The organism is Mycobacterium sp. NPDC050853, from assembly GCF_040653875.1.
GTDB lineage: Bacteria > Actinomycetota > Actinomycetes > Mycobacteriales > Mycobacteriaceae > Mycobacterium.
Map to the genome: position 1 here is coordinate 176,066 of NZ_JBFAGW010000005.1, position 22,749 is coordinate 198,814.

A 22,749-nucleotide genomic window follows, 5' to 3' on the forward strand; every position below is an offset into this window, starting at 1 on the left:
TCATGATTCCCCCGGAACTGGCTAGCGGCACAAAGGTTCTGGTCTGTGGTGCGCGTGTCACCGGCGACGCGGTTGTCGCGGCGCTGGCCGATTACGCGTTGCGCATCACCGTCTGCGATGACAATGAGGAAGCCCTGCGGCGCCACCGTGACGCCGGGCGGGTGGCGCTCACCACCGCCGAGGCGCAACAATCCATGGCTGACCAGGACTTGGTGATCGTGAGCCCCGGATTCGGTCCGTCCGCGCCCATCGTGCTGGCTGCCCAGCAGGCCGGATTGCCCATCTGGGGTGATGTCGAATTAGCTTGGCGCCTGGACGCTTCCGGCCGATACGGCACGCCCAAACGGTGGCTGGTGGTGACCGGAACCAACGGAAAGACCACCACCACGGCGATGGTCCACGACATGCTGACAGCAGCGGGCCGCACCAGTGCGTTGTGCGGGAACATCGGCGACCCGGTGGTTACCGTGCTGGCGCTGCCCGTTGAATACCTCGCCGTCGAGTTGTCGAGCTTCCAGCTGCATTGGGCCCCCTCGGTGCGACCGGCCGCTGGCGCGGTGCTCAACGTGGCCGAGGATCACCTCGACTGGCACGGCGGCATGGCGGCCTACACGCGGGACAAGGCGAGGGCGCTCGATGGCGAGGTCGCGATCGTCGGTCTCGATGACGCGGTGGCCGCGGACCTCCTTTCTGGCGCCGCCGCACCGGTCAAGGCGGGGTTCCGCGTCGGTGAGCCCGCGCCCGGTGAGCTCGGGGTGCGCGGTGGCCGGCTGGTGGACCGGGCGTTCGGGGACGACATACCGCTGGCGGAGGTGGCGAATTTGCCAGTCGGCGGTCCCATCGGAGTGCGTAACGCGTTGGCGGCCGCCGCGTTGGCCCGCGCGGTGGGCACACCTGCGGAGGCCATTGCCCGGGCGCTGGGGGCCTTCCAGGTGGGCCGGCATCGGGCCGAGCTGGTGGCCTGCGTCGGAGAGGTGGCCTACGTCGATGATTCGAAGGCCACCAATCCGCATGCGGCTGCGGCGTCCATCGCGGCCTATCCGCGGGTCATCTGGATCGCCGGGGGGTTGCTCAAGGGAGCAGCGGTGGATGACCTGGTGCGCGATTGTGCCGACCGGCTCGGTGCGGTTGTGCTGATCGGCCGGGATCGAGGCTTGATTGCTGATGCTTTGGCGCGACACGCGCCGGATGTACCCGTAGTTGCCGTTGTTACGCGCGAGGATGCTGAGGTGCAAGAGGCAAATGTGGTTCATGTGACTGATGAGGCGGATGGGGGTGGCGCTGATTTGGGTACTCGAGTCATGGCCGCGGCTGTCCGGCACGCCAGCACATTGGCCCAGCCTGGCGACACCGTGCTGCTGGCTCCGGCCGGCGCGTCCTTCGACCAATTCAGCGGGTACTCCGAGCGTGGCGACCGTTTCGCCGCGGCGGTGCACGCACTTACCGGTTAGGTGACCAGAGCTGTGTCGACCCTGACCGCCCCCTTCACCAAAATTTTCCGTTCTGCGAACCGCACCGCCTCGAAGACCACAAGCACGCCGGCCAAGAAGTCCGCCGCCGCCAAGACCGACGGGCTGGTGGCGCGCACTCGTCTGGGTGCCTGGCTGAACCGGCCGATGACGTCGTTTCATCTGATTGTCGCGACGGCTGCACTGTTGACCACTCTCGGCCTCATCATGGTGCTGTCCGCATCCGGCGTCGAGTCCTACGACCTGGACGGATCGGCGTGGGCTGTCTTCGGTAAGCAGGTGCTCTGGGTCTGCGTGGGCCTGGTCGGTTTCTACATCGCGCTACGCACTCCGATACGGGTGATGCGCAAGTACTCATTCCCGGCCTTCGTCTTTACCATCGTCTTGATCACCTTGGTGCTGGTACCCGGAATCGGCACGTACTCCAACGGTTCTCGCGGTTGGTTCGTCTATGGCGGCATGTCGATGCAGCCCTCGGAGCTCACCAAGATCGCCTTCGCGATCTGGGGTGCGCACCTGCTGGCCACGCGCCGCATGGAGAAGGCATCGATGCGCGAGATGCTCGTTCCGCTGGTGCCCGCTGCGCTGATCGCGCTCGTGCTCATCGTCATCCAGCCCGACCTGGGGCAGACGGTCTCCATGAGCATCATTTTGTTGGCGCTGCTCTGGTACGCCGGGCTGCCGCTGAAGGTGTTCCTCAGTTCGGTGGTCGCCGCCGTGCTGGCGGCGGCCATCCTCGCTGTTTCGGCCGGATATCGCTCCGATCGGGTCAAGGCCTGGTTGGATCCGTCGGCAGACCCGCAGGCGACCGGGTATCAGTCCCGGCAGGCCCGCTTCGCACTGGCCCAGGGCGGTTTTTTCGGCCAGGGCCTGGGCCAGGGCTCGGCCAAATGGCATTACCTGCCCAACGCCCACAACGACTTCATCTTCGCGATCATCGGCGAGGAGCTCGGTTTCGTCGGCTGCCTCGGAGTGCTCGCACTGTTCGGTGTGTTCGCCTACACCGCCATGCGCATCGCCAGGCGCAGTGCCGACCCCTTCCTGCGGATGCTCACCGCCACTGCCGGCATGTGGGTCATCGGCCAGTCCTTCATCAATATCGGATACGTCATCGGGCTGCTTCCCGTTACCGGTATCCAGCTGCCGCTCATCTCCTCGGGTGGAACAGCCACGGCGACGGCGCTTTTCATGATCGGACTGATCGCCAACGCGGCGCGCCACGAGCCCGAGGCGGTTGCTGCTCTGCGTGCGGGATCCGGTGATCGAATGAACAGGCTGCTACGGCTTCCGTCGCCGGAACCGTACGTGCCGCCGCGGATCGATAGCGCACGCGATCGGCTCCGCGCCAAATCAACCGGGCAGAGCACCGGGACGGCTCAACGGCAGCCCGAGGCCAAGCGCAAGCCACGTGCACGCGCCGACAGCGACGCAGGGCATCATAGGCAGGTACAGCAGGTGCGCCAGGCCTCGAGCACGCGGGCGAGCGGTCGTTCCCGTGAACAATCCCGGGCCGGGGGCTCACAAGCCCGAAGCCATCGATAGCCACTGACCATGTGACCGCGGCCGACCGAAAGGATGCTCTCTCCGGTGAGTGATGATTTTCGGCCGCTCTCGGTGGTGCTGGCCGGTGGCGGTACCGCTGGTCACGTTGAGCCGGCCATGGCCGTCGCCGATGCGTTGCGCGAGCTCGATCCGTCGGTGCGGATCACCGCGCTGGGTACCGAGCGCGGTCTGGAGACGCGGCTGGTGCCCGACCGTGGCTACGACCTGGAACTGATCGTCCCGGTGCCGCTGCCGCGGCGCCTCACGGGTGATCTGATTCGGCTTCCGGTACGGGTGCGCCGGGCGGTTCGGCAGACGCGGGCGGTGTTCGACAATGTCGAGGCCGATGTGGTGATCGGATTCGGCGGCTACGTGGCGCTCCCGGCATACCTGGCCGCCCGACGTGGACCGCTGCGCCGCAGGCGCATTCCGGTGGTCATTCATGAGGCGAACGCACGTGCCGGCCTTGCTAATCGAGTCGGGGCGCGCGGAGCGCAGCGCGTGTTGTCCGCGGTTTCGGATTCGGGACTGCGGCGTGCGGAGGTGGTCGGTGTCCCGGTTCGTGGGTCGATCACCTCGCTGGACCGCACCGCGTTGCGTCACGAGGCACGCGCCCACTACGGGTTTGACGACGACGCGCTGGTGCTGCTGGTGTTCGGCGGTTCCCAGGGGGCGGTGTCGTTGAACAATGCTGTCTCGGCTGCGGCCAACGACCTTGCCGCCGCAGGGGTTTCGGTGCTGCATGCGCACGGGCCGAAGAACTCCGTCGAACTTCCGGGCCGAACGCCGGGGGCAGAGCCCGGTGCACCCCGCTATGTCGCATTGCCGTACCTGGACCGCATGGATCTGGCGTATGCGGCGGCAGATATCGCGGTATGCCGATCGGGCGCGATGACCGTCGCCGAGGTCTCGGCCGTCGGGCTGCCCGCCATCTACGTGCCGCTGCCCATCGGCAACGGTGAACAGCGGCTCAATGCGCTACCGGTGGTCGACGCCGGGGGCGGTGTCATCGTCGCGGACCGCGACCTCACTGGAGAGACATTGGCGCGCATGGTGATCGAGATCATGGCTGATTCCGACAGGCTCGCCGCGATGACCTCGGCTGCCGCGTTGTCCGGGCACCCGGACGCCGCGCGGCAGGTGGCTCAGGTGGCGCTCGACGTGGCTCGCGAGCAGCGATCTCAGAAACGGAGCACCCCGCGATGAGCGTCGGTCCACTTCCCGAGCACCTGCGTCGCGTGCACATGGTCGGTATCGGTGGCGCCGGAATGTCCGGTATCGCCAGGATTCTGTTGGACAGGGGAGCGCAGGTATCCGGCTCGGATGCCAAGGAGTCGCGCGGAGTGCTCGCGCTGCGTGCTCGCGGTGCCCTCGTCAACATCGGCCACGACGGTGCGGCACTGGATCTGCTGCCGGGTGGTCCCACCGTGGTCGTCACTACTCATGCCGCCATTCCGAAGACGAATCCCGAACTGGTGGAAGCGAATCGGCGGGGGATACCGGTACTGCTACGTCCGGTGGTATTGGCGGACCTGATGACCGGGTACCGAACTCTCATGGTGACCGGAACGCATGGCAAGACCAGCACCACATCCATGCTCATTGTGGCGCTGCAGCATTGCGAATACGACCCGTCCTTCGCGGTCGGAGGTGAGCTCAACGAAGCCGGTACCAACGCCCACCACGGCAGCGGGCAGGTTTTCGTCGCCGAGGCCGATGAAAGCGACGGCTCCCTGCTGCAGTACCGGCCCGATCTGATCGTGGTCACCAATATCGAAGCCGATCACCTCGATCATTTCGGCAGTGTCGAGGCCTACATCGCGGTGTTTGACAAGTTCACCGAAACTCTTGGGCCCGAGGGTGTCCTGGTGGTGTGCCTGGATGATCCGGGTGCCGCCGCGTTGGCCCGCCGGGCCCATGAGCGTGGTGTGCGGGTGCTTGGTTACGGCAGCAGCGAGCAGGCTGACGTCGCGGATGTCCCGGTCGCCGGTCGCCTCCGCGATTGGCAGTTCCAGGACACCGGTGCCATCGCTCAGATCCAGTTGGCGGGCGAGAGCACCCCGCGCACCATGCGATTGTCGGTCCCGGGCCGGCATATGGCGCTCAACGCGCTGGCCGCGGTGGTGGCGGCGGCCGAGATCGGCGCCGTCGTCGACGATGTGCTGGACGGGCTGGCCGGATTCGAGGGTGTGCGTCGCCGATTCGAATTGGTGGGATCGGTGGAATCGGTACGGGTGTTCGACGACTACGCGCACCATCCCACCGAGGTGCGCACGGTGCTGCAGGCGGTTTCCGGGATCGTCGCGCAGCAGGGGCATGGCCGCTCCGTTGTCGTCTTCCAGCCGCACTTATACTCGCGCACAGCTGCTTTCGCGACGGAGTTCGCCGACGCGCTGAGCATCGCGGACGTGGTGTTTGTGCTCGATGTGTACGGGGCGCGGGAACAGCCGCTGCCCGGTGTCAGCGGCGCGCTGATCGCCGAGCGGATCTCCGGAGTTCCGGTGCATTACCTGCCCGACTTGTCGGCGGTGGCCGAACAGGTCGCCTCGGCCGCCGCGCCGGGCGATCTGGTGGTCACCATGGGTGCGGGCGATGTCACGCTGCAGGGCAAGGAGATCGTCCGTGCATTGCGCGCGCGTGCCGCTGACTGGCCGCCGCCGAGGAATGGTCAATGAGCGAGCCGGACAAGACTTCCGAGGGTTCTGCCGAGGACACAGTGGAGTCGAACCCGGTACCCGCCGAGGCGGTGGAGGCCGGTACCGAGTCGGGCGACGAGGACACGGCTGCCGCGGATGACTCCGACGAAGGACCGCGAATGCGGGCCAGGAGGGAGCGCGCGGAACGCCGGGATGCGCAGCGGCGCGCGATCGCCCTGGAGCAGGGGCGACAGGAGGCGAAGGCTGCGGCCAAGGGCAAGTACGTCGACCAGGGCAAAGGCTCGGGCCGAGGGAAGGTGCAGGGTCTGCAGACCGTGCTGCTCGCGGTGCTTCTTGCGCTGATTGCGGTGGGTCTCGGAGCGATTCTGTATTTCACGCCGCTGATGTCGGTGCGTCAGACCGTGGTGACCGGTACCGGTGTCGTCACCCAACAGGATGTCCTTGGTGCACTGAATATTTCACAGGGCACCCGGCTGCTGCAGATTGACACTGCCGCGGCCGCTGATCGGGTGGCGAGTATCCGCCGGGTGGCCAGCGCCCGAGTGCAATGCGAGTATCCGTCCACGCTGCGCGTCACGATCGTCGAGCGGGTTCCGGTCGCGGCATGGGGGGGCGGAGACGGTACGCACCTCATCGACCGCGATGGTGTGGACTTCGCCAACGAACCGCCGCCGCCCGGAATCCCGGCGCTGGATGTGGTGGCCCCGGGTCCGCAGGATCCGACGACCAAGGCGGCCCTGCAGGTGCTCACCTCACTGGCGCCTGATCTGGCACGGCAGGTCGCAAAGGTGGCGGCGCCGTCCGTGTCGTCGATCACGCTGACCCTCGATGATGGGCGCACCATCGTGTGGGGGACCACCGATCGCACCGCGGAGAAGGCGGAGAAGCTCGGGGCGCTGCTGACGCAACCCGGTCGCACCTACGACGTGTCCAGCCCCGACCTGCCCACGGTCAAGTAGGGGACGCGTTTCTCTCGCGAGCAGACATGTAGTGCACGCGGATCGCAGGTCGCTTGTGCACTAAGCGTCTGCTCGCGACGTCTGGAAATAGCCACGGGAAATTCTCGGCATCCTTCGGCGCGCCTCCCGGGTGCGGTATCCCGCCCCCCCTACCGTTCTGTTTCAGCGGGACAACCTGACATAACTCTAAGCCTGAGGTAGAGGTTGAGAGTTTGCGAGGCCCCACTTGGCAGACCACAGCAGCAACCAGGGAGGAAGGCGACCATGACGCCTCCACACAACTACCTCGCGGTGATCAAGGTCGTCGGCATCGGTGGCGGCGGCGTCAACGCCGTCAACCGGATGATCGAACACGGCCTCAAGGGGGTCGAGTTCATCGCGATCAACACCGACGCGCAAGCGCTGTTGATGAGCGACGCCGACGTCAAGCTCGACGTCGGCCGCGACTCGACCCGCGGCCTGGGCGCAGGTGCGGACCCCGATGTGGGGCGCAAGGCCGCCGAGGACGCCAAGGACGAGATCGAGGAGCTCCTCAAGGGCGCCGACATGGTCTTCGTCACCGCCGGTGAGGGTGGTGGTACCGGTACCGGTGGCGCGCCCGTGGTGGCCAGCATCGCGCGCAAGCTCGGTGCGCTGACCATTGGCGTGGTCACCCGGCCCTTCTCCTTCGAGGGGAAACGCCGCAGTGGTCAGGCCGAGAACGGAATTGGCTCGCTGCGCGAGAGCTGCGACACCCTGATCGTCATCCCCAACGATCGGCTGCTGCAGATGGGCGATGCCGCGGTATCGCTCATGGACGCGTTCCGTAGCGCCGACGAGGTACTGCTCAACGGTGTCCAGGGCATCACCGATCTCATCACCACTCCGGGTCTGATCAACGTCGACTTCGCCGACGTCAAGAGTGTTATGCAGGGCGCCGGTAGCGCGTTGATGGGTATCGGCTCGGCGCGCGGTGACGGCAGGGCGCTCAAAGCTGCTGAGACCGCGATCAATTCGCCGCTGCTAGAGGCATCCATGGAGGGTGCCCAGGGTGTGTTGATGTCAATCGCCGGCGGCAGCGACCTGGGCCTGTTCGAAATCAACGAGGCCGCGACACTGGTACAGGAATCCGCGCACCCCGAAGCCAACATCATCTTCGGTACCGTCATCGACGACTCGCTCGGCGACGAGGTGCGGGTCACCGTCATCGCCGCCGGGTTCGATGCCGGTGGGCCCAGCCGCACTCCGATCAGCGGAACGGCGGCCCCGGGTGCGGTGGCCCCCGGTAAGGCCGGTGCGGTCAACGGGTCTCGCTCGAACGCCAACAGCATCTTCGACACCATCGACGCCCAGAGTCTGCCCAGAGACACCAACGGTGCCACGGTGACGCTCGGCGGCGAAGAGGACGATGTCGACGTGCCACCGTTCATGCGGCGATGAACCGAACTACCCTCTGAGGTATGGGTTTTCGAGTTCGGCGCGTCACCACTACCCGCAAGGGCGGGGTCTCGCGTGCACCGTTTGACAGTTTCAATCTCGGCGATCACGTCGGCGATACCCCGGATGCCGTGGCGGCCAACCGATCGCGGCTGGCGGGCGCGCTTGGCCTGCCCGACGATCACCTGATCTGGATGCAGCAGGTCCACGGCAGCCACGTGCACCGGGTCGAAGGCCCCGGAGGAACGGTTATCCCGGAGACCGACGCATTGCTGACTACCGAACCCGGTATCGCACTGGCGGTTCTGACCGCAGACTGTGTCCCGGTGCTGTTCGCCGACGCGGCCGCGGGTGTGATCGCGGGGGCACACGCCGGGCGGGTGGGGGCGAAGCTCGGCATAGTCTCCAAGACGATCGAGGCCATGGTGGCGGCCGGCGCCGAGGTGGGGCGCATTTCGGCCTTTCTCGGACCGGCGGTGAGCGGTCGTCACTACGAGGTGCCCGCCGATATGGCAGCCGATGTGGAGGAGGACCTGCCGGGCAGCCGCACTACGACCTCCACCGGCACCCCTGGCCTGGATCTGCGCGCCGGCATCGCCCGGCAACTTTCCGGATTGGGTGTGACAGCCATCGATATCGACCCGCGGTGCACTGTCGAGGACCCCGATCTGTTCAGTTATCGCCGGGAGCCACGAACCGGTCGGCTGGCCTCGGTGATCTGGCTCAGCCGATGACCCGTTCCCAGGAATTGAGTACCGCCCTGGCGGCGGTAAAGGAACGGGTTCACGTCGCCGCTGACGCCGCCGGTCGCGACCCGGATGAGATCGAACTGCTGCCCGTCACCAAGTTTTTCCCGGCCACCGATATCGAAGAGCTGTACCGATTGGGCTGTCGCGCGTTCGGGGAATCAAGGGACCAGGAGGCGGCCGACAAGGTATTGGAGGTCGGCCACGCGGACATCCAGTGGCACATGGTGGGCAACCTGCAACGCAACAAGGCGAAATCGGTTGCTCACTGGGCATATTCGGTGCACTCGGTCGATAGCCCGCGGCTGGCAGCCGCGTTGGACACGGCCCGTGGGGCAGGGGAGCGGCGAGAGCCGCTGCACGTGTATCTACAGATCAGTCTCGACGGCGACACGGCTCGAGGTGGGTTGGATATCGCCGACCTTGCCGGGGTGGACGAGTTGTGCGCCCAGGTGGCCGCCAGCGAGCATCTGGAGCTGGCCGGGCTGATGGCTTTGCCGCCCCGCGAGGCCGATCCCGACCAGGCGTTTCGTGGGCTCCAGCAAGAACACGAACGCGTCCAACAGTCCTATCCGCAGGCGAATCGCTTGTCGGCGGGAATGTCCAACGACCTGGAGACCGCCATTAAATATGGGTCCACTTGTGTGCGTGTCGGTACGGCGTTGATGGGGCCACGACCGCTAACGTCACGGTAGATCGTCACTCCAGTCACATTTGCAACACAGCTGTAGAGACCGAGCGAACAACTGAACTCCATTTAGCCCAGTCACGGAAGGTCACGCGATGAGCACGCTGCACAAGGTCAAGGCCTACTTCGGCATGGCTCCGATGGACGACTACGACGACGAGTACTACGACGACGCCGACGCTCCCGCGCCCCGCCGCACGGCCGTCGAGGATCGCCGGTACCCGCGTCGTGGCGAGCGGTTCGCCGACGATGCCGAGTACGGCTACGACGAGCCCGGCTACCGTCCGGCTGGTTATGCCGACGAAGAGCGCTTTGCATCTCGTCATCCGGCGTCACGCGAATTCGACCGTTCGGCACCGCGTTTGGGCTCGCTGAGAGGTAGTGCCCCCACGCGTGGCGCACTAGCGATGGATCCGCGTCGTGCTGCGATCTTCGAAGAGGGCAGCCCGTTGTCGAAGATCACCACGCTGCGTCCCAAGGACTACAGCGAGGCCCGCACCATCGGAGAGCGTTTCCGCGACGGCACCCCGGTCATCATGGACCTGGTGTCCATGGACACCGCCGATGCGAAGCGGGTTGTGGACTTCGCGGCCGGGCTCGCGTTCGCGCTGCGCGGTTCGTTCGACAAGGTAGCCACGAAGGTCTTCCTGCTGTCACCGGCCGATATCGACGTCAGCGCCGAGGAGCGCCGCCGGATCGCCGAGAGCGGGTTCTACCAGTAAACAGCTTGGCCGAGTGGGAATTTGGCGCGGATCTCGATCACCGCGCCAAATTCCCATTCGTCGTTTGTGGGGCTAGCCGCTGCAACACCCCTCGGCCTTGGCGGGCCTCGGATCGTGCGGATCGTCGGGGTCCGGGTCGCCGAACCACCGCGAGGGCTTATGTGAGCCGTATTGGTCGTGCCAGTCCCACCATTCATATGCGGGGGACTGCGGATAGCCCTTCGGCGAGTCCTCCCAGGTCTCCTGGCGCCCCAGCGCCGTCATATCGAGGAAGGTCCAGGTGTTGTTGAACACCTCGTCCCCTCGGTTGTTGATGAAGTAGGTGCGGAATACGCGGTCGCCGTCTCGGATGAACGCGTTGTGGCCGTGCCAGTCGTGGACGCCGAAGTCACGGTCGAAGGTGCTCTCGGAAACCATGGTGTACCAAGGGATCTGCCATCCCATGCGGGCCTTGATACCCTCCAGGTCGGCCTGGGACCCACGGGAGGCATAGACGAGGGTGGTGTCGCGGGCATTCAGGTGGGCCAGGTTGCCGATGTGGTCGGCCATCAGTGAGCAGCCGATGCACCCGTGTTCGGGCCAGTCGCCGGTGCCGGGGTCGATGAACGCGCGGTACACGATGAGCTGGCGGCGCCCCTGAAACAGATCGAGCAGGCTCACCGGGCCCTCGGGTCCTTCGAACCGGTACGAGGTGTCCACCGCGGTCCAGGGCATGCGCCGGCGCTTGGCGGCCAGCGCGTCGCGGGCCCGGGTGAAAGCCTTCTCCTCGACGAGCAGCTGCTGGTGCGCGGATTCCCATTCCTGTATCGACACGATCGGGGGTGTCCTCATGTCTTATCCCTGGTTCTTCTCGGTGCTTGTGGCGTTTTCGAGGCTCTCGGCGATCCGCTTGATCCGCGTCAGCCGTCGATCCCAGGCCGCCCCCACAGCGGTGAGCTGTTCGGCGATGCGGGCCACCTGCTCGGCATTGGCGCGATATCGCTTCTCCCGCCCGTTGGGGGTGGAGTGGACCAGGCCAGCCTTGTCGAGGACCGCGAGATGTTTTGTCACAGCCTGACGGGTGACCGGGAGCCGATCGCTCAATGTGGTGGCGGTCGCGATTCCGTCGGCGAGGATGAGGTCGAAGACCCGCCGCCGGGTCGGGTCGCCGACGGCCGCCCACAGCTCGTCGTCGATGACGGCGCTGGATCCTCTGTGCGCAAGCTGGGGGTACCGCCCACTTGTGGGGGACTCATCAGCCGTCATGGACGGCCCGCCAGCTCGCCCACGCACGGCGCGATACGGGGCAGGTGCCGCGCCCAGCCCTCCACGTGCGACTCGTACTGTTCGGCGACCTCAGCCTCGGTTCGACCCTGGTCCCGGAAGCCGATCTCGGTCATCCGCAGCAGGGTGCCCGAGCCGGACGGCGTGAGATCAAATGTCACCAGTAGCGAATTTTCAGGATTCGCCACATGTGCCTCCGGATAACACCAACGGAATGAGAACCGTCGCGGCGGGTCCACGTCGACGAGCGTGAGCCCGAAGACGTGAACCTCACCGGGTTCGTCGCCGATGAAGGAGATCTCGCCCCGCTCCCCGGGGGCCGGAGCGAACTCGGCCTCATCCGGCCACCACTGCTTCATATGTTCCGGGTGGCTGATGACGGCGAAGACGACCTCTGGTGAGGCCTCGATGTGGAGCTGCCGCTCGATTCGTTCGTATGACATGTCTCTCCCCATTCGCAATAATCGGTTGCGTATGAGGCTAGCGCGCATCCGGACGATATGCAACCACTAGTTGCGGATGGCAGCGTCGCGCGGCGCGGTCCAGGGGATTCTCTGCGGGACAGTCGGTCCGGTGAGGGTCGCCGGTAGACTGAGGCTGCTGTTGTCAGTAGCCCGTGCGTGAGAGTTCACGCCTAGCCGGTGAGGGATCCGTTGGCACTCTTCTTTGAGATCATTGGCTATGCGCTTTTGTTCTTCTGTTTGCTGCTGTTTGCGCGCGTAGTGATCGAGACCATTCAGTCCATTAGCCGTGATTGGCATCCGCGAGGCGCCACGGTGGTGATTTTGGAGCTCATCTTCACCATCACGGACCCGCCCGTGCGGTTATTGCGCCGCCTCATTCCACCGCTCTCGCTTGGTGCGGTGCGATTCGACTTGTCCATTACTTTGCTGCTTTTGGTCGGATTTTTTGGCATGCGGGTGGCGTTCCTGATGGCGGCTGGCTAAGCCCGGAGCATCCCCGAATTTCGGTATTCAACTCACATCGATCTGGATACGAAAGCGCGTCATAACCAAAGCCTCAGAGTATTTTTATGCACGTCAGAGGGATACTTAACAAGCTCTGCTGCGACCGGCGGGTCGGATGTGACAGGATGGACGCCAGTTACAGTGGGACGGCATGTTCGTTTTACACTGCAATACGATTCCAGACGTCGAGACTTGATAGGGGCAGGCAATGCCGCTTACACCAGCTGATGTACATAACGTCGCGTTCAGTAAGCCACCCATCGGTAAGCGCGGATACAACGAGGACGAGGTTGACGCGTTCCTCGACCTGGTGGAGAACGAGCTGGCCCGCCTGATCGAGGAGAACTCGGATCTGAGCCAGCGGGTTCAGGAACTGGACCAGGAGCTGGCCGAGGCCCGCAAGGGTGGCGGCGCCGCCCCTGTCTACGAGGCCCCCAAGCCCGAGAAGAAGCCCGAGCCCGCTAAGCCCGAGCCCGTACCGGCACCTGTGGTGGCAGCGGCTCCCGTCGCGCCGTCCACCGAGGAACATCATGTGCGCGCGGCCAAGATTCTGGGTCTGGCACAGGACACCGCGGACCGTCTGACGGGGAATGCCAAGTCCGAGTCGGAAAAGCTGCTCTCCGATGCTCGCGCAAATGCGGACCAGATTGTCAGCCAGGCTCGGGCCTCCGCCGACAAGACGGTCACCGAGGCACGGTCCAAGGCCGAGGCGCTACTCTCGGATGCCCAGACCCGTTCCGAGACCCAGCTGCGCCAGGCGCAGGAGAAGGCCGATGCCCTGCAATCCGATGCCGAGCGCAAGCACTCGGAGATCATGGGCACCATCAACCAGCAGCGCACGGTGCTGGAGGGGCGTCTGGAGCAGTTGCGTACATTCGAGCGCGAGTACCGCACCCGGCTCAAGACCTACCTGGAGTCGCAGCTCGAGGAGCTCGGCCAGCGGGGTTCGGCAGCTCCCGTCGATGCGGGTGCTTCGAACGAAAACGCGTCAAAGGAAGCCGGATTCGGCCAGTTCAACCGTGGGAACAACTACTGATTTAGATCGGTCTGTGCTCGCGACACGTATGAGGAGTGATTCGCGATGCTGATCGTCGCATTGGTGTTGGCCGCTGTCGGTTTGGCGGCCCTGGTGACGGCCGTGGTCACCAGTAACGAGGTACTGGCCTTCGTGTGTATCGCCGCGGCCGCCGTTGGCGTAGTGCTCATGATCATCGACGCCATCCGAGATCGGCATGCCGGCGCTCTGGAGGCCGATGAGGAGTCCGAAGAAGGCTCCGTAGACTCCGAGGGTCATGACGACGAGACCGAGGCGGATGGCCCCGGCGAGTCCGCTGCCGCTTCAGCCGATCATGCCGATGCTGACTCGGAAACCATTGTGGCAGAATCAGATTCGACCAAGACATCGGTAATTCCGGCGGTAAGCGAGAACGCGGGCCCGGCCGCCGCAGTCAGCCTCAAGGAGGCCGCCACCGCGGCCCATATCCATCCGTCTGCCGAAGAGACCTACGAGCAGTTCGATGTCGACGACGAGGACGAGGACGAGCCGCACCGGTCGTAACGGGTCCCTTGCCAGATGTCGCGTAGCGCAGTCGTGAGCGTGGCCGTCGCTGCGACACTTACCCTGTCGGGATGTCACGCCACCGACCCGGCCGTGAGCAGCCACCCGGCCGCGGTGGCCACCATTGTCCTGGTGACGGCCCAGACGACAGTCCCGCCACCCCCTCCTTCCGCCACGCTCGGCGAGGAGCCGGACGGAGGCGCGTTATCCGCTCCGGTCAGCCCGTTCGACACTTCCTCCCTAGCGGTCATCAGGCTGGACCCGCCGCTACTGCGTGCGGTCCAGGACGCTGCGACCAGCGCCTCGGCCGACGAAGTGCCACTTGTGATCACGTCGGGCTGGAGGTCGAGGGTTTTCCAGCAGCAGTTACTCGACGATGCGGTACAGACTTATGGGAGCCTGGCGGCGGCCCGGCAGTGGGTAGCCACTCCTGATGAATCGCATCATGTGCAGGGTAAAGCCGTCGATATAGGCCCCGCGTCCGCCTACGGCTGGATGCAAGCGCACAGTACACAATTCGGCCTGTGTCAGGTCTTCGCCAATGAGAAGTGGCATTACGAGCTGACCGCAGATGCCGAGGGAAGATGCCCGCCGCTGCGCACCAACGCTGCTGGTTGACCGGGACAGCCTCATCCTGACGCAAACATGCCAGGAACCGGGCAAGTCTATTCACTGGCTGGACAGTGTTTCTCAAGCTTTACAAGCGAATCAGCAGCCATCGCCCGTGGATAGTATCGGCGCATGAGGCCAGGCGATAGGCGACTGATACGTGTCGCCGATTGTGTGTCCGAGGGGGGACTTGAACCCCCACGCCCGTTAATAGGGCACTAGCACCTCAAGCTAGCGCGTCTGCCATTCCGCCACTCGGACAATCATGCTGCGATCGGACCACCAGGCCCGTTGGCTGCCGTCATAGGCTAGCGGAAACACTGGACCGAGCCCAAACCGGTTCCCGGCGCGTTGGCGCACCAGGAACCCGGCGGACAGTACGCAGTGTCCGACGATGGTAGGAAAGGTAGTTGTGACTTCTGATAACCCGGTGCCCGAGGATGAGGTAGTCGATCTGGTCAGCACGCTGATCCGCTTCGATACCTCTAACACCGGAGAGCTGGAAACCACCAAGGGCGAGGCCGAATGTGCCCGGTGGATCCAGCAGCAGCTGGAAGAGGTCGGATACACCTGTGAGTACGTTGAGGCGGGCGCTCCGGGGCGCGGAAATCTGTTCGCACGGCTGCCGGGGGCGAGTCCGGATCGGGGCGCCCTGCTTATCCACGGCCATCTGGATGTGGTTCCGGCCGAGGCCGGCGACTGGAGCGTGCACCCCTTCTCAGGGGCGGTAACCGACGGTTACGTGTGGGGACGCGGCGCTGTCGACATGAAGGACATGGTCGGCATGATGGTCGCCATCGCCCGGTACCTCAAACGATCAGGGACGGTCCCGCCACGCGATCTCGTCTGGGCGTTCGTCTCGGATGAGGAGAACGGCGGCAAGTGGGGCTCGCAATGGCTCGTTGACAACCGTCCCGACCTGTTCGAGGGTGTCACCGAGGCCATTGGCGAGGTGGGCGGTTTCTCGCTCACCGTGCCCCGCAAGGAGGGCGGAGAACGGCGCCTGTATCTGCTGGAGACGGCGGAGAAGGGCATCGCCTGGATGAAGCTGACCGCCAAGGCGCGGGCCGGTCACGGCTCGATGGTGCACGAGGACAATGCGGTCACGGCCGTCGCCGAAGCTGTCGCCAAACTCGGCCGACATCGGTTCCCCATAGTGCTTACCGAAGCGGTCACTCAATTCCTCGCCGCGGTGGCCGAGGAGACGGGCTATGACTTCGACGCGGACTCACCGGATTTGGAGGGTACGGTCGCCAAGCTGGGGTCGATCGGCAAGATCGTCGGCGCCACCCTGCGCGATACCGCCAATCCCACCATGCTCAAGGCCGGATACAAGGCCAACGTGATCCCGGCGACCGCCGAGGCCGTGATTGACTGCCGGGTACTGCCCGGCCGCCTGGAGGCATTCGAGCGGGAGGTCGACGAGATCATCGGCCCCGATGTCGAGCGCGAATGGGTGCAGCTGCTTCCCGCTTACGAGACCACCTTCGACGGGGACCTGGTCGACGCGATGAACTCCGCGGTGCTCGAATTCGATCCCGAGGCCCGCACGGTGCCATACATGCTGTCGGGCGGTACGGATGCAAAGGCTTTCGCCCGGTTGGGTATTCGCTGCTTCGGTTTCGCGCCCCTGAAGCTGCCTCCGGAGCTCGATTTCGCTTCGCTGTTCCACGGCGTCGACGAGCGAGTGCCCGTGGACGCGTTGACATTCGGTACCAAGGTTCTTCAGCACTTCCTGCTCAACCACTGATACTCAAACACTGAAACGATCGAAAGGACGCTCATGACTTCCCCGTACGACGCCCTGCCGCAGCTGCCGACCTTCACCCTGACATCCACCAGCGTCACCGATGGTCAGCCGCTCGGCCTCGACCAGGTGAGCGGGATCATGGGCGCTGGGGGACAGGACGTCTCACCCGAGCTCAGCTGGTCCGGATTCCCGGAGGAAACCCAGAGCTTTGCCGTCACGGTTTACGACCCGGACGCTCCGACCGCGTCGGGTTTCTGGCACTGGGCGGTGGCGAATCTGCCCGCGACGACGACGCAGCTGCCCGCCGGTGTGGGCGATGGAAGCGGATTGCCCGGTGACACAATCACCTTGGCAAATGACGCGAGTCTCAAGCGGTACATCGGGGCGGCCCCGCCTGCCGGGCACGGTGCGCACCGGTATTACATCGCCGTGCACGCGGTCAGCGTGCCGAAGCTGGAGTTGCCGGAGAACGCGACCCCGGCCTACTTGGGCTTCAACCTGTTCGGATACGCGATCGCGCGTGCCGTCATCCACGCCACCTACGAACAGAAGTAGCAGTCTTTCCAGCGAGCAGACGCTTAGTGCACGGCTGACCCGCGATTCGTGTGCACTAAGCGTCTGCTCGCGCTTAGGAACTGGATCCGACGGCTTCCTCCAGGCTGCTGAATCCGCCCTCGCGGAGACGTTGGGCGATACCGTCGTGAATCCGCTTGGCGTAGAACCCGCCCCGGTAGATGAAACCGGTGTAACCCTGTAGCAGTGAGGCTCCGGCGGTAATCCGCGCCCAGGCTTCGTCGGCATCCTCGATACCACCGACACTGACGAGCACCAGACGGTCTCCTACCCTGCGGTGCAGCCTGCGTAATACCTCCAGTGATCGCGCGGCCACGGGTGGCCCGGAGATACCTCCGGCGCCAAGGCTTTCCACCTCCGGCGTCTTCAATCCGGCACGGCTGATGGTGGTGTTGGTGGCGACGATTCCGGCGAGGCCCAGTTCTGCTGCCAAATCGGCGATCTCGTCGATATCGCCATCGGAGAGGTCCGGTGCGATCTTCACCAGCACCGGCGTGGTGGTCTCCTCGAGTACCGCGGAGAGGATCTTGCGTAGTTCGCCGATGGCTTGAAGATCGCGTAGCCCAGGAGTGTTGGGGGAGCTCACGTTGACCACAAGGAAGTCGGCGGCGGGCCCGACCAGCCTCGCGCTCACGCGGTAGTCCGAGGCCGCGAATGCGGCCTCCACGATCTTCGACTTCCCGATATTGGCTCCGATCGGCACCGTAGCGTTTCGGGTTGCCAGCCGGGGTGCCAGCGCTGCCGCGCCGTGGTTGTTGAAGCCCATTCGGTTGAGCAGCCCCCGGTCGGCCTTGAGTCGGAACAGCCGTGGTTTTGGGTTGCCGGGCTGCGCGATGGCGGTTACCGTGCCCACCTCGGCATAACCGAACCCCAACGGGCCCCACAGCTTGAGGCCCTCGCCGTTTTTATCGAATCCGGCGGCCAACCCCAATGGTGCCGGGAAGCGCCGCCCGAACACTTCGGTGGCCAGGATGGGATCGGTAGAGGTAAGTAGACGGTTCATCAGCCACCGGGTCGGCGCGAAAGCGGCCGCGGCACGCAGGGTTCCGAACACCAGGGTGTGCACACGTTCGGCTGGCACCAGGAAAAGCAGCCGCAGCAGGATCGTATGCAGCATCACATCACCGGGACCGACATTGGTCCGCCCGTTAGGCTGCCACGTGATTTCTTGCGGCGCAATAGAACTCGTCGACTCCCGTCGGTGTAGAGCCGCACGCGGGTCAATTCCCATCCGCCGAACTCGGCCTGAATCGAGAGCCGGAGCGAGGCGGTGATCCTGGTGATTTCCGGCGGCAATCGCAGCGGGTAGTAGTCGTACTCGTCATCGGAATCAGTTTCCCAACCCGGAGGAAAGCCACTGCGTGCGGCCCGCCTCATCCGACGCTCCTGATGTCGATCGCCTGTACTCCGTCACCTGCAGCAGATGCCACAAACAACGTGGATCCGTCGCTGACCAGTGAATTAGGTTGCCGCACAGTCGAGAATCGCGCCCTTTCCTCGGGGATGCCGGTGGAAAGATCGTAGCCAATAACTGTGTTCGTCGCCGTCTGTGACACCCAGGTGAGCTTGGTCGAATACGCCAGTCCGTATGGGGAGCCGGGCACGGGGTAGCGCTGCCGCAGGATGAGCGAGTCGGTCACCCCGAACACAAGCAGGGCGCCGCCGCGTGTGTCGGCGACCAGGAGGCGGCCCTTGTCGTCGGCGAGCATCGTCGTGGCGCCGTCGCCTGCTCGAAGTGCATGAACGGTGCGATCGCCCGAATCGGACAGTGTGGTCACCGAGCTCTGTGCGTGATCCAGAACGGCGATCGTGTTGCCTTGATAAGCAAGGGAATCGATGCGTGCGAAACCCTTGGCGTCTGCCGTGACGGCATTCTCGGCATCCAGGGTGAAAACCGTGCCGTCGGTGTTTCCCAACACGATTCGACCGTCCGGGCGACGAGTCACCGCCGAAAACTCGATGTGCTCCTGGCCTTGGATGTTGACCTTGTCCGCGCGCCCCGAGGCGATATCGAGTCGGAAATAGCCCCCCTTGGTGGACAGGTACAGCGTGCCGTTGCCGTCACCGACCGCCGCGGTGGCCGGCGACGCGAGCCGGATGATGTGACGTGGCACGTCGAGATTCTGCGGCGTGAACAACGTCACTGTCCGACCGTTATCGGACAGAATCGACACTGCATTGGCCGACTTGTCCCACAGCACACCGTCGGCAGCGCCCGCAAATCGGTGCACCGTTCCGGCAGGGGCGGTGGTCAATGGAGGTGCCTGCGCCGCGGAGGCCGGGGTAATAACGGGCGGATCAGCGGGATTGTCCTCGGACGTGCAGCCCGAAATGGCACCCGAGGCCACCGCGATGACGGCTGCTAGCGCGGCGACAGAGCCCCTCATACCGCGCACGCCGCGGCCCGGAAGACGATTCATCCCATCCATCATCGCAATTGACCTGGGGTTGCCGCGCAGCACATGACTTTCTCGGCGCGTTTGGTGCTAGCAGTCGGTAGCTGGGGGCTATCGTGGGGAACATGACGCTTGCCGACAATGCTGTCTTCACCGTCGAGGTTCTTGTGACGGGCGTGCACGCGAATGGATTTGGTGAGGTGGGCGATGGTCGTAGCTTCGCTTTCCGCATCGAGGATTCGTTGCTGCGGGTCGAGATCTATCGAGCCTTCCGAACCGAAGTGGTACCCGACGAGAGCGATGTCGTGGCCGTGGGAACCCGGCCGATCATCGATATCGACGTTACCGATGAGCGCAGCATCATCGCCGCGGTGCGTGATCTGGTCGCCGATGCGCAACCGGTGACGACTGGACGCTTCGCCCGGCTGCTGGCCGGCTAGGGCGATCCGCCGCCGCGTCCAGTACGGTCGCTGTCGTGGATACGGCGGTAGCGGCAATGTCCTGGTTGCAAGTGATCGTGCTGGCGGTGGTCCAGGGGCTCACCGAATTCCTGCCGATTTCGTCGTCAGGGCATCTGGCCATCGTGTCGCGGGTGTTCTTCAACGAAGATGCCGGCGCGTCATTCACCGCGGTCACCCAGTTGGGCACCGAGGCGGCGGTGTTGCTCTATTTCGCCAAGGACATCTGGCGCATTCTCCGCGCGTGGTTTGATGGCTTGTTCGTCAAGGCGCACAGGAACTTTGACTACTGGATGGGCTGGTACGTCATTGTCGGCACCATGCCCATCGGATTTCTGGGGCTTGCCTTTAAGGACGAAATCCGTTCCGGTGCAAGGAATTTATGGATCATATCGGCCTCGCTCATCGCCTTCGCAGTGGTCATCGCCGCCGCCGAGTACTACGGGCGTCAGGTGCGTCACACCGAACAGCTCACCATGAAAGACGCCGTGATCGTCGGCAGCGCACAGGCTTTGGCTCTCATCCCGGGAGTCTCCCGGTCGGGCGCCACCATCAGCGCCGGGCTGTTCCTCGGACTCGACCGGCCCGCCTCAGCCAGGTTCGGATTTCTGCTGGCGATACCCGCGGTGCTGGCCTCCGGCCTGTTCTCGTTGCCGGACGCCTTCCATCCGGTGACCGAGGGCATGAGCGCGACGGGCCCACAGCTGCTGGTGGCGACCCTGATCGCATTCGTCATCGGCTACGCCGCCGTTGCCTGGCTGTTGCGCTTTATCAGTAACCACAGCATGTACTGGTTCGTCGGATATCGGGTGGTCCTGGGCCTGACACTGATGGGCTTGCTCGCAGCCGGGGTGGTGAGTGCGTCGTGACGGTCATCCTGCTGCGTCATGGCCGCTCCACCTCAAATGTCGCGCATACTCTCGCCGGCCGCAGCCCGGGTGTTGAGCTCGACGAGAAGGGGCGAGTTCAGGCCCGCGGTGTGGTCGACCGTCTCGGCGCGGTGACGGTCCAAGCAATAGTCAGCTCTCCGCTGCTGCGATGCGAGCAGACCGTGGCGCCGTTGGCGACGGAGCTGAACCTGACGCCGGTCGTCGAGGATCGGCTCGCCGAGGTGGACTACGGGGAGTGGACCGGCCGCGGGATCGCCGAGTTGCTCGCCGAACCCCTGTGGAAAGTTGTCCAGCAACAGCCCAGCGCCGCACGGTTCCCGGGTGGCGAGGGGCTCGCGGAAGTGCAGGCGCGCGCGGTGGCGGCGGTACGCGAGCACGATCGGCGGCTGTCCGAGGAGCATGGCGGCGACTGCATCTGGGTGGCCTGCACTCACGGTGATGTCATCAAGTCGGTGCTCGCCGATGCACTCGGCACGCACCTGGATGCATTCCAGCGCATCGTGGCCGACCCTGCATCGATGAGCGTGGTGCGCTATACCGAGCTGCGGCCCTTCGTTCTGCACATGAACCACACGGGCCCAGACCTGTCGAGCGCACTGAGTGTCCGACCGCCGGAGAAGTCCGCCGGGGATACCTCTGACGCTCCTGTGGGCGGTACGACCGACTAGACCGGTACTTTTGGAGACATCATGCCGCGATCGATTCACGTATTCCGCAGCCCGGACCGGTTCGTTGCCGGAACAGTGGGGGAGCCGGGGAACCGTACGTTCTACCTGCAGGCCGTCCACGAGAGCCGCATCGTCAGCGTGTCGTTGGAGAAGCAACAGGTGTCGGTGCTGGCCGAGCGCATCGGAACCCTGCTGACGGAGGTCCGTCGCCGGTTCGGAACGGAGATCCCGCCCGAACCCGATGTGGTCGAAGATCTCAGCCCGCTGGTGATGCCCGTCGACGCGGAGTTCCGGGTCGGCACCATGGGGCTGGGCTGGGATGCCGAGGCGAACTCGGTGGTGGTCGAGCTGCTGGCGGTGAGTGAGAACGAGTTCGATGCCTCGGTGGTGCTCGACGATTCCGAGGACGGTCCGGACGCCGTGCGGGTGTTCCTATCCCTGGAGGCTGCGCGACAGTTCGCGACACGCTCCACCAGGGTGGTTTCCGCAGGCCGGCCCCCATGCCCGCTGTGCGAAGAGCCGCTCGACCCGGCTGGACATGTGTGCGTACGCACCAACGGCTACCGCCGGGGAACGGTACCCGGGGCTGTAGATGACGCCGAGTCCTGACGATCACGCCGCGGTCCGTGACGGCGAGCTCACCGTCATCGGCCGCATCCGGTCGGCGAGTAACGCCACGTTTCTCTGCGAGGTCGAGGGCGGCGTGCACTGTGTCTACAAACCGGTGCGGGGAGAGCGGCCGCTCTGGGATTTCCCGGACGGCACATTGGCCGGTCGTGAGGTGGCGGCGTACCTGATCTCGGCCGAGTTGGGCTGGAATGTGGTGCCGTACACGGTATTTCGCGACGGTCCCGCGGGTGTTGGCATGGTTCAGCGGTGGATCCACGAACCGGAGCTCGCCGAGGGCGCCCTCGATCTGGTCGATATCTGCCTGCCCGGAGCGGTGCCGGCGGATTACCTGCCGATCCTGCATGCATTGGACGCCGACGGTGCCGAGATCGTGCTGGTCCACGCCGATGACACCTTGCTGCGCCGCATGGCGGTTTTCGACACCTTGGTGAACAACGCCGACCGCAAGGGCGGTCATATCCTGCGGGGTGCCGATGGCGGTGTCTACGGGGTCGATCACGGCATCTCCCTGCACGCCGAGGACAAGCTGCGGACCGTTCTGTGGGGGTGGGCGGGCAAGCCCGTCGAGCCCGAGTTGCTTGCCGACGTGGTCCGTCTTGAGGAGGCGCTGCGGGGGGATTTGGGCGCCACCCTGGCGGCCCATGTCACTACGGATGAAGTGACGGCTTTACGTCAACGTGCTGCGATCACGCTGGATGAACCGGTGATGCCGATGCCGGATCGGAACAGGCCCATACCGTGGCCCGCGTTTTGATTGCCGATCGTCTAGCCTGGTCGGCAACGCGAG

General features: G+C 65.0%; 26 protein-coding genes and 1 tRNA gene. 20 read left to right on the plus strand and 7 right to left on the minus strand.

The genetic code is table 11. From position 1 onward, the window contains the following. Positions 1–2: 2 nt before the first annotated feature. The 9 genes from murD (at position 3) to AB0H22_RS17860 (ending at position 10,199) form a co-directional block, all read left to right on the plus strand. The gene (murD, locus tag AB0H22_RS17820; RefSeq protein ID WP_180751405.1) at positions 3–1,451 is read left to right on the plus strand and encodes a UDP-N-acetylmuramoyl-L-alanine--D-glutamate ligase; all 1,449 of its coding nucleotides are present in this window, start codon (positions 3–5) and stop codon (positions 1,449–1,451) included. A gap of 12 nt (positions 1,452–1,463) precedes the next feature. Continuing rightward, on the plus strand, positions 1,464–3,011 hold the full coding sequence (gene ftsW / locus AB0H22_RS17825; RefSeq protein WP_180751404.1) for a putative lipid II flippase FtsW: 1,548 nt from the start codon (positions 1,464–1,466) through the stop codon (positions 3,009–3,011). Between the two features lie 33 nt (positions 3,012–3,044). Beyond that, positions 3,045–4,217 (plus strand): undecaprenyldiphospho-muramoylpentapeptide beta-N-acetylglucosaminyltransferase, encoded by a 1,173-nt coding sequence (gene murG, locus AB0H22_RS17830; protein WP_358147742.1) that lies wholly within the window; start codon positions 3,045–3,047, stop codon positions 4,215–4,217. After that, entirely contained in the window at positions 4,214–5,686 is a 1,473-nt protein-coding gene (gene murC, locus AB0H22_RS17835) for a UDP-N-acetylmuramate--L-alanine ligase (protein WP_358147745.1), read from the plus strand. The genes murG and murC overlap by 4 nt, the downstream gene beginning before the upstream one ends. Further along, positions 5,683–6,627: an FtsQ-type POTRA domain-containing protein gene (locus tag AB0H22_RS17840; RefSeq protein ID WP_358147747.1), complete on the plus strand. Its 945-nt coding sequence runs from the start codon at positions 5,683–5,685 to the stop codon at positions 6,625–6,627. Before murC ends, AB0H22_RS17840 begins: the two co-directional genes overlap by 4 nt. Positions 6,628–6,891: 264 nt before the next feature. Beyond that, positions 6,892–8,046 carry a cell division protein FtsZ gene (gene ftsZ / locus AB0H22_RS17845; protein WP_180751400.1) on the plus strand — a complete coding sequence of 385 codons (1,155 nt, stop codon included), beginning with the start codon at positions 6,892–6,894 and terminating at the stop codon, positions 8,044–8,046. Positions 8,047–8,066: 20 nt separating this feature from the next. Beyond that, complete coding sequence (gene pgeF, locus AB0H22_RS17850) at positions 8,067–8,777, plus strand: peptidoglycan editing factor PgeF (protein ID WP_180751399.1); 711 nt, start codon at positions 8,067–8,069, stop codon at positions 8,775–8,777. After that, entirely contained in the window at positions 8,774–9,484 is a 711-nt protein-coding gene (locus AB0H22_RS17855; RefSeq protein WP_358147749.1) for a YggS family pyridoxal phosphate-dependent enzyme, read from the plus strand. The genes pgeF and AB0H22_RS17855 overlap by 4 nt, the downstream gene beginning before the upstream one ends. An 88-nt stretch (positions 9,485–9,572) precedes the next feature. Beyond that, the gene (locus tag AB0H22_RS17860; RefSeq protein ID WP_180751397.1) at positions 9,573–10,199 is read left to right on the plus strand and encodes a cell division protein SepF; all 627 of its coding nucleotides are present in this window, start codon (positions 9,573–9,575) and stop codon (positions 10,197–10,199) included. A gap of 72 nt (positions 10,200–10,271) precedes the next feature. Here AB0H22_RS17860 and AB0H22_RS17865 read toward each other — a convergent pair whose 3' ends face one another. From AB0H22_RS17865 to AB0H22_RS17875, 3 genes are read right to left on the minus strand one after another with little or no spacing between them, the layout of a single operon-like run. Beyond that, entirely contained in the window at positions 10,272–11,030 is a 759-nt protein-coding gene (locus AB0H22_RS17865; protein WP_180751396.1) for a DUF899 domain-containing protein, read from the minus strand. Between the two features lie 3 nt (positions 11,031–11,033). Next, entirely contained in the window at positions 11,034–11,444 is a 411-nt protein-coding gene (locus AB0H22_RS17870) for a metalloregulator ArsR/SmtB family transcription factor (RefSeq protein ID WP_358147752.1), read from the minus strand. Further along, positions 11,441–11,905: an SRPBCC family protein gene (locus tag AB0H22_RS17875; protein ID WP_358147755.1), complete on the minus strand. Its 465-nt coding sequence runs from the start codon at positions 11,903–11,905 to the stop codon at positions 11,441–11,443. Before AB0H22_RS17875 ends, AB0H22_RS17870 begins: the two co-directional genes overlap by 4 nt. A 210-nt stretch (positions 11,906–12,115) precedes the next feature. On the opposite strand from AB0H22_RS17875, the gene AB0H22_RS17880 reads away from it, so the two are divergent. From AB0H22_RS17880 to AB0H22_RS17895, 4 genes are all read left to right on the plus strand, one after another. Then, the gene (locus tag AB0H22_RS17880; RefSeq protein ID WP_180751596.1) at positions 12,116–12,409 is read left to right on the plus strand and encodes a YggT family protein; all 294 of its coding nucleotides are present in this window, start codon (positions 12,116–12,118) and stop codon (positions 12,407–12,409) included. Between the two features lie 229 nt (positions 12,410–12,638). Next, positions 12,639–13,466, plus strand: a complete 828-nt coding sequence (locus AB0H22_RS17885; RefSeq protein WP_180751393.1) for a DivIVA domain-containing protein — start codon at positions 12,639–12,641, stop codon at positions 13,464–13,466. Positions 13,467–13,511: 45 nt separating this feature from the next. Continuing rightward, entirely contained in the window at positions 13,512–13,988 is a 477-nt protein-coding gene (locus AB0H22_RS17890; RefSeq protein ID WP_358147757.1) for a hypothetical protein, read from the plus strand. A gap of 15 nt (positions 13,989–14,003) precedes the next feature. Then, complete coding sequence (locus AB0H22_RS17895; protein ID WP_358147759.1) at positions 14,004–14,606, plus strand: M15 family metallopeptidase; 603 nt, start codon at positions 14,004–14,006, stop codon at positions 14,604–14,606. Between the two features lie 166 nt (positions 14,607–14,772). On the opposite strand, the gene AB0H22_RS17900 is transcribed toward AB0H22_RS17895, so the two are convergent. Continuing rightward, positions 14,773–14,858: transfer RNA gene (locus AB0H22_RS17900), tRNA-Leu, on the minus strand. Between the two features lie 133 nt (positions 14,859–14,991). On the opposite strand from AB0H22_RS17900, the gene AB0H22_RS17905 reads away from it, so the two are divergent. Both AB0H22_RS17905 and AB0H22_RS17910 read left to right on the plus strand, forming a co-directional pair. After that, the gene (locus AB0H22_RS17905) at positions 14,992–16,347 is read left to right on the plus strand and encodes a M20/M25/M40 family metallo-hydrolase (RefSeq protein ID WP_180751390.1); all 1,356 of its coding nucleotides are present in this window, start codon (positions 14,992–14,994) and stop codon (positions 16,345–16,347) included. 33 nt (positions 16,348–16,380) lie between these two features. Next, positions 16,381–16,902, plus strand: coding sequence for a YbhB/YbcL family Raf kinase inhibitor-like protein (locus AB0H22_RS17910; protein WP_180751389.1), 522 nt, complete (start codon positions 16,381–16,383; stop codon positions 16,900–16,902). 73 nt (positions 16,903–16,975) lie between these two features. Here the strand turns inward: AB0H22_RS17910 and AB0H22_RS17915 are convergent, their stop codons facing one another. The 3 genes from AB0H22_RS17915 to AB0H22_RS17925 are packed head-to-tail and all read right to left on the minus strand — an operon-like array spanning position 16,976 to position 19,352. Further along, positions 16,976–18,037: a quinone-dependent dihydroorotate dehydrogenase gene (locus tag AB0H22_RS17915; protein WP_358147762.1), complete on the minus strand. Its 1,062-nt coding sequence runs from the start codon at positions 18,035–18,037 to the stop codon at positions 16,976–16,978. Continuing rightward, complete coding sequence (locus AB0H22_RS17920; protein WP_180751387.1) at positions 18,037–18,297, minus strand: DUF5703 family protein; 261 nt, start codon at positions 18,295–18,297, stop codon at positions 18,037–18,039. Before AB0H22_RS17920 ends, AB0H22_RS17915 begins: the two co-directional genes overlap by 1 nt. Beyond that, the gene (locus tag AB0H22_RS17925) at positions 18,294–19,352 is read right to left on the minus strand and encodes a hypothetical protein (protein WP_358147764.1); all 1,059 of its coding nucleotides are present in this window, start codon (positions 19,350–19,352) and stop codon (positions 18,294–18,296) included. The genes AB0H22_RS17920 and AB0H22_RS17925 overlap by 4 nt, the downstream gene beginning before the upstream one ends. 89 nt (positions 19,353–19,441) lie before the next feature. Here AB0H22_RS17925 and AB0H22_RS17930 point away from each other — a divergent pair, with 89 nt between their 5' ends. Genes AB0H22_RS17930 through AB0H22_RS17950 form a run of 5 tightly spaced genes read left to right on the plus strand, consistent with a single transcriptional unit; the run spans position 19,442 to position 22,716 of the window. Continuing rightward, the gene (locus AB0H22_RS17930; RefSeq protein ID WP_180751385.1) at positions 19,442–19,756 is read left to right on the plus strand and encodes a hypothetical protein; all 315 of its coding nucleotides are present in this window, start codon (positions 19,442–19,444) and stop codon (positions 19,754–19,756) included. Positions 19,757–19,812: 56 nt separating this feature from the next. Beyond that, positions 19,813–20,643, plus strand: a complete 831-nt coding sequence (locus AB0H22_RS17935) for an undecaprenyl-diphosphate phosphatase (RefSeq protein WP_180751595.1) — start codon at positions 19,813–19,815, stop codon at positions 20,641–20,643. Then, complete coding sequence (locus AB0H22_RS17940) at positions 20,640–21,332, plus strand: histidine phosphatase family protein (RefSeq protein WP_358147767.1); 693 nt, start codon at positions 20,640–20,642, stop codon at positions 21,330–21,332. The genes AB0H22_RS17935 and AB0H22_RS17940 overlap by 4 nt, the downstream gene beginning before the upstream one ends. Before the next feature lie 21 nt (positions 21,333–21,353). Further along, entirely contained in the window at positions 21,354–21,941 is a 588-nt protein-coding gene (locus AB0H22_RS17945) for a DUF3090 domain-containing protein (RefSeq protein WP_180751383.1), read from the plus strand. Next, positions 21,925–22,716, plus strand: coding sequence for an SCO1664 family protein (locus tag AB0H22_RS17950; RefSeq protein ID WP_180751382.1), 792 nt, complete (start codon positions 21,925–21,927; stop codon positions 22,714–22,716). Before AB0H22_RS17945 ends, AB0H22_RS17950 begins: the two co-directional genes overlap by 17 nt. The last annotated feature ends 33 nt before the right edge of the window (positions 22,717–22,749 follow it).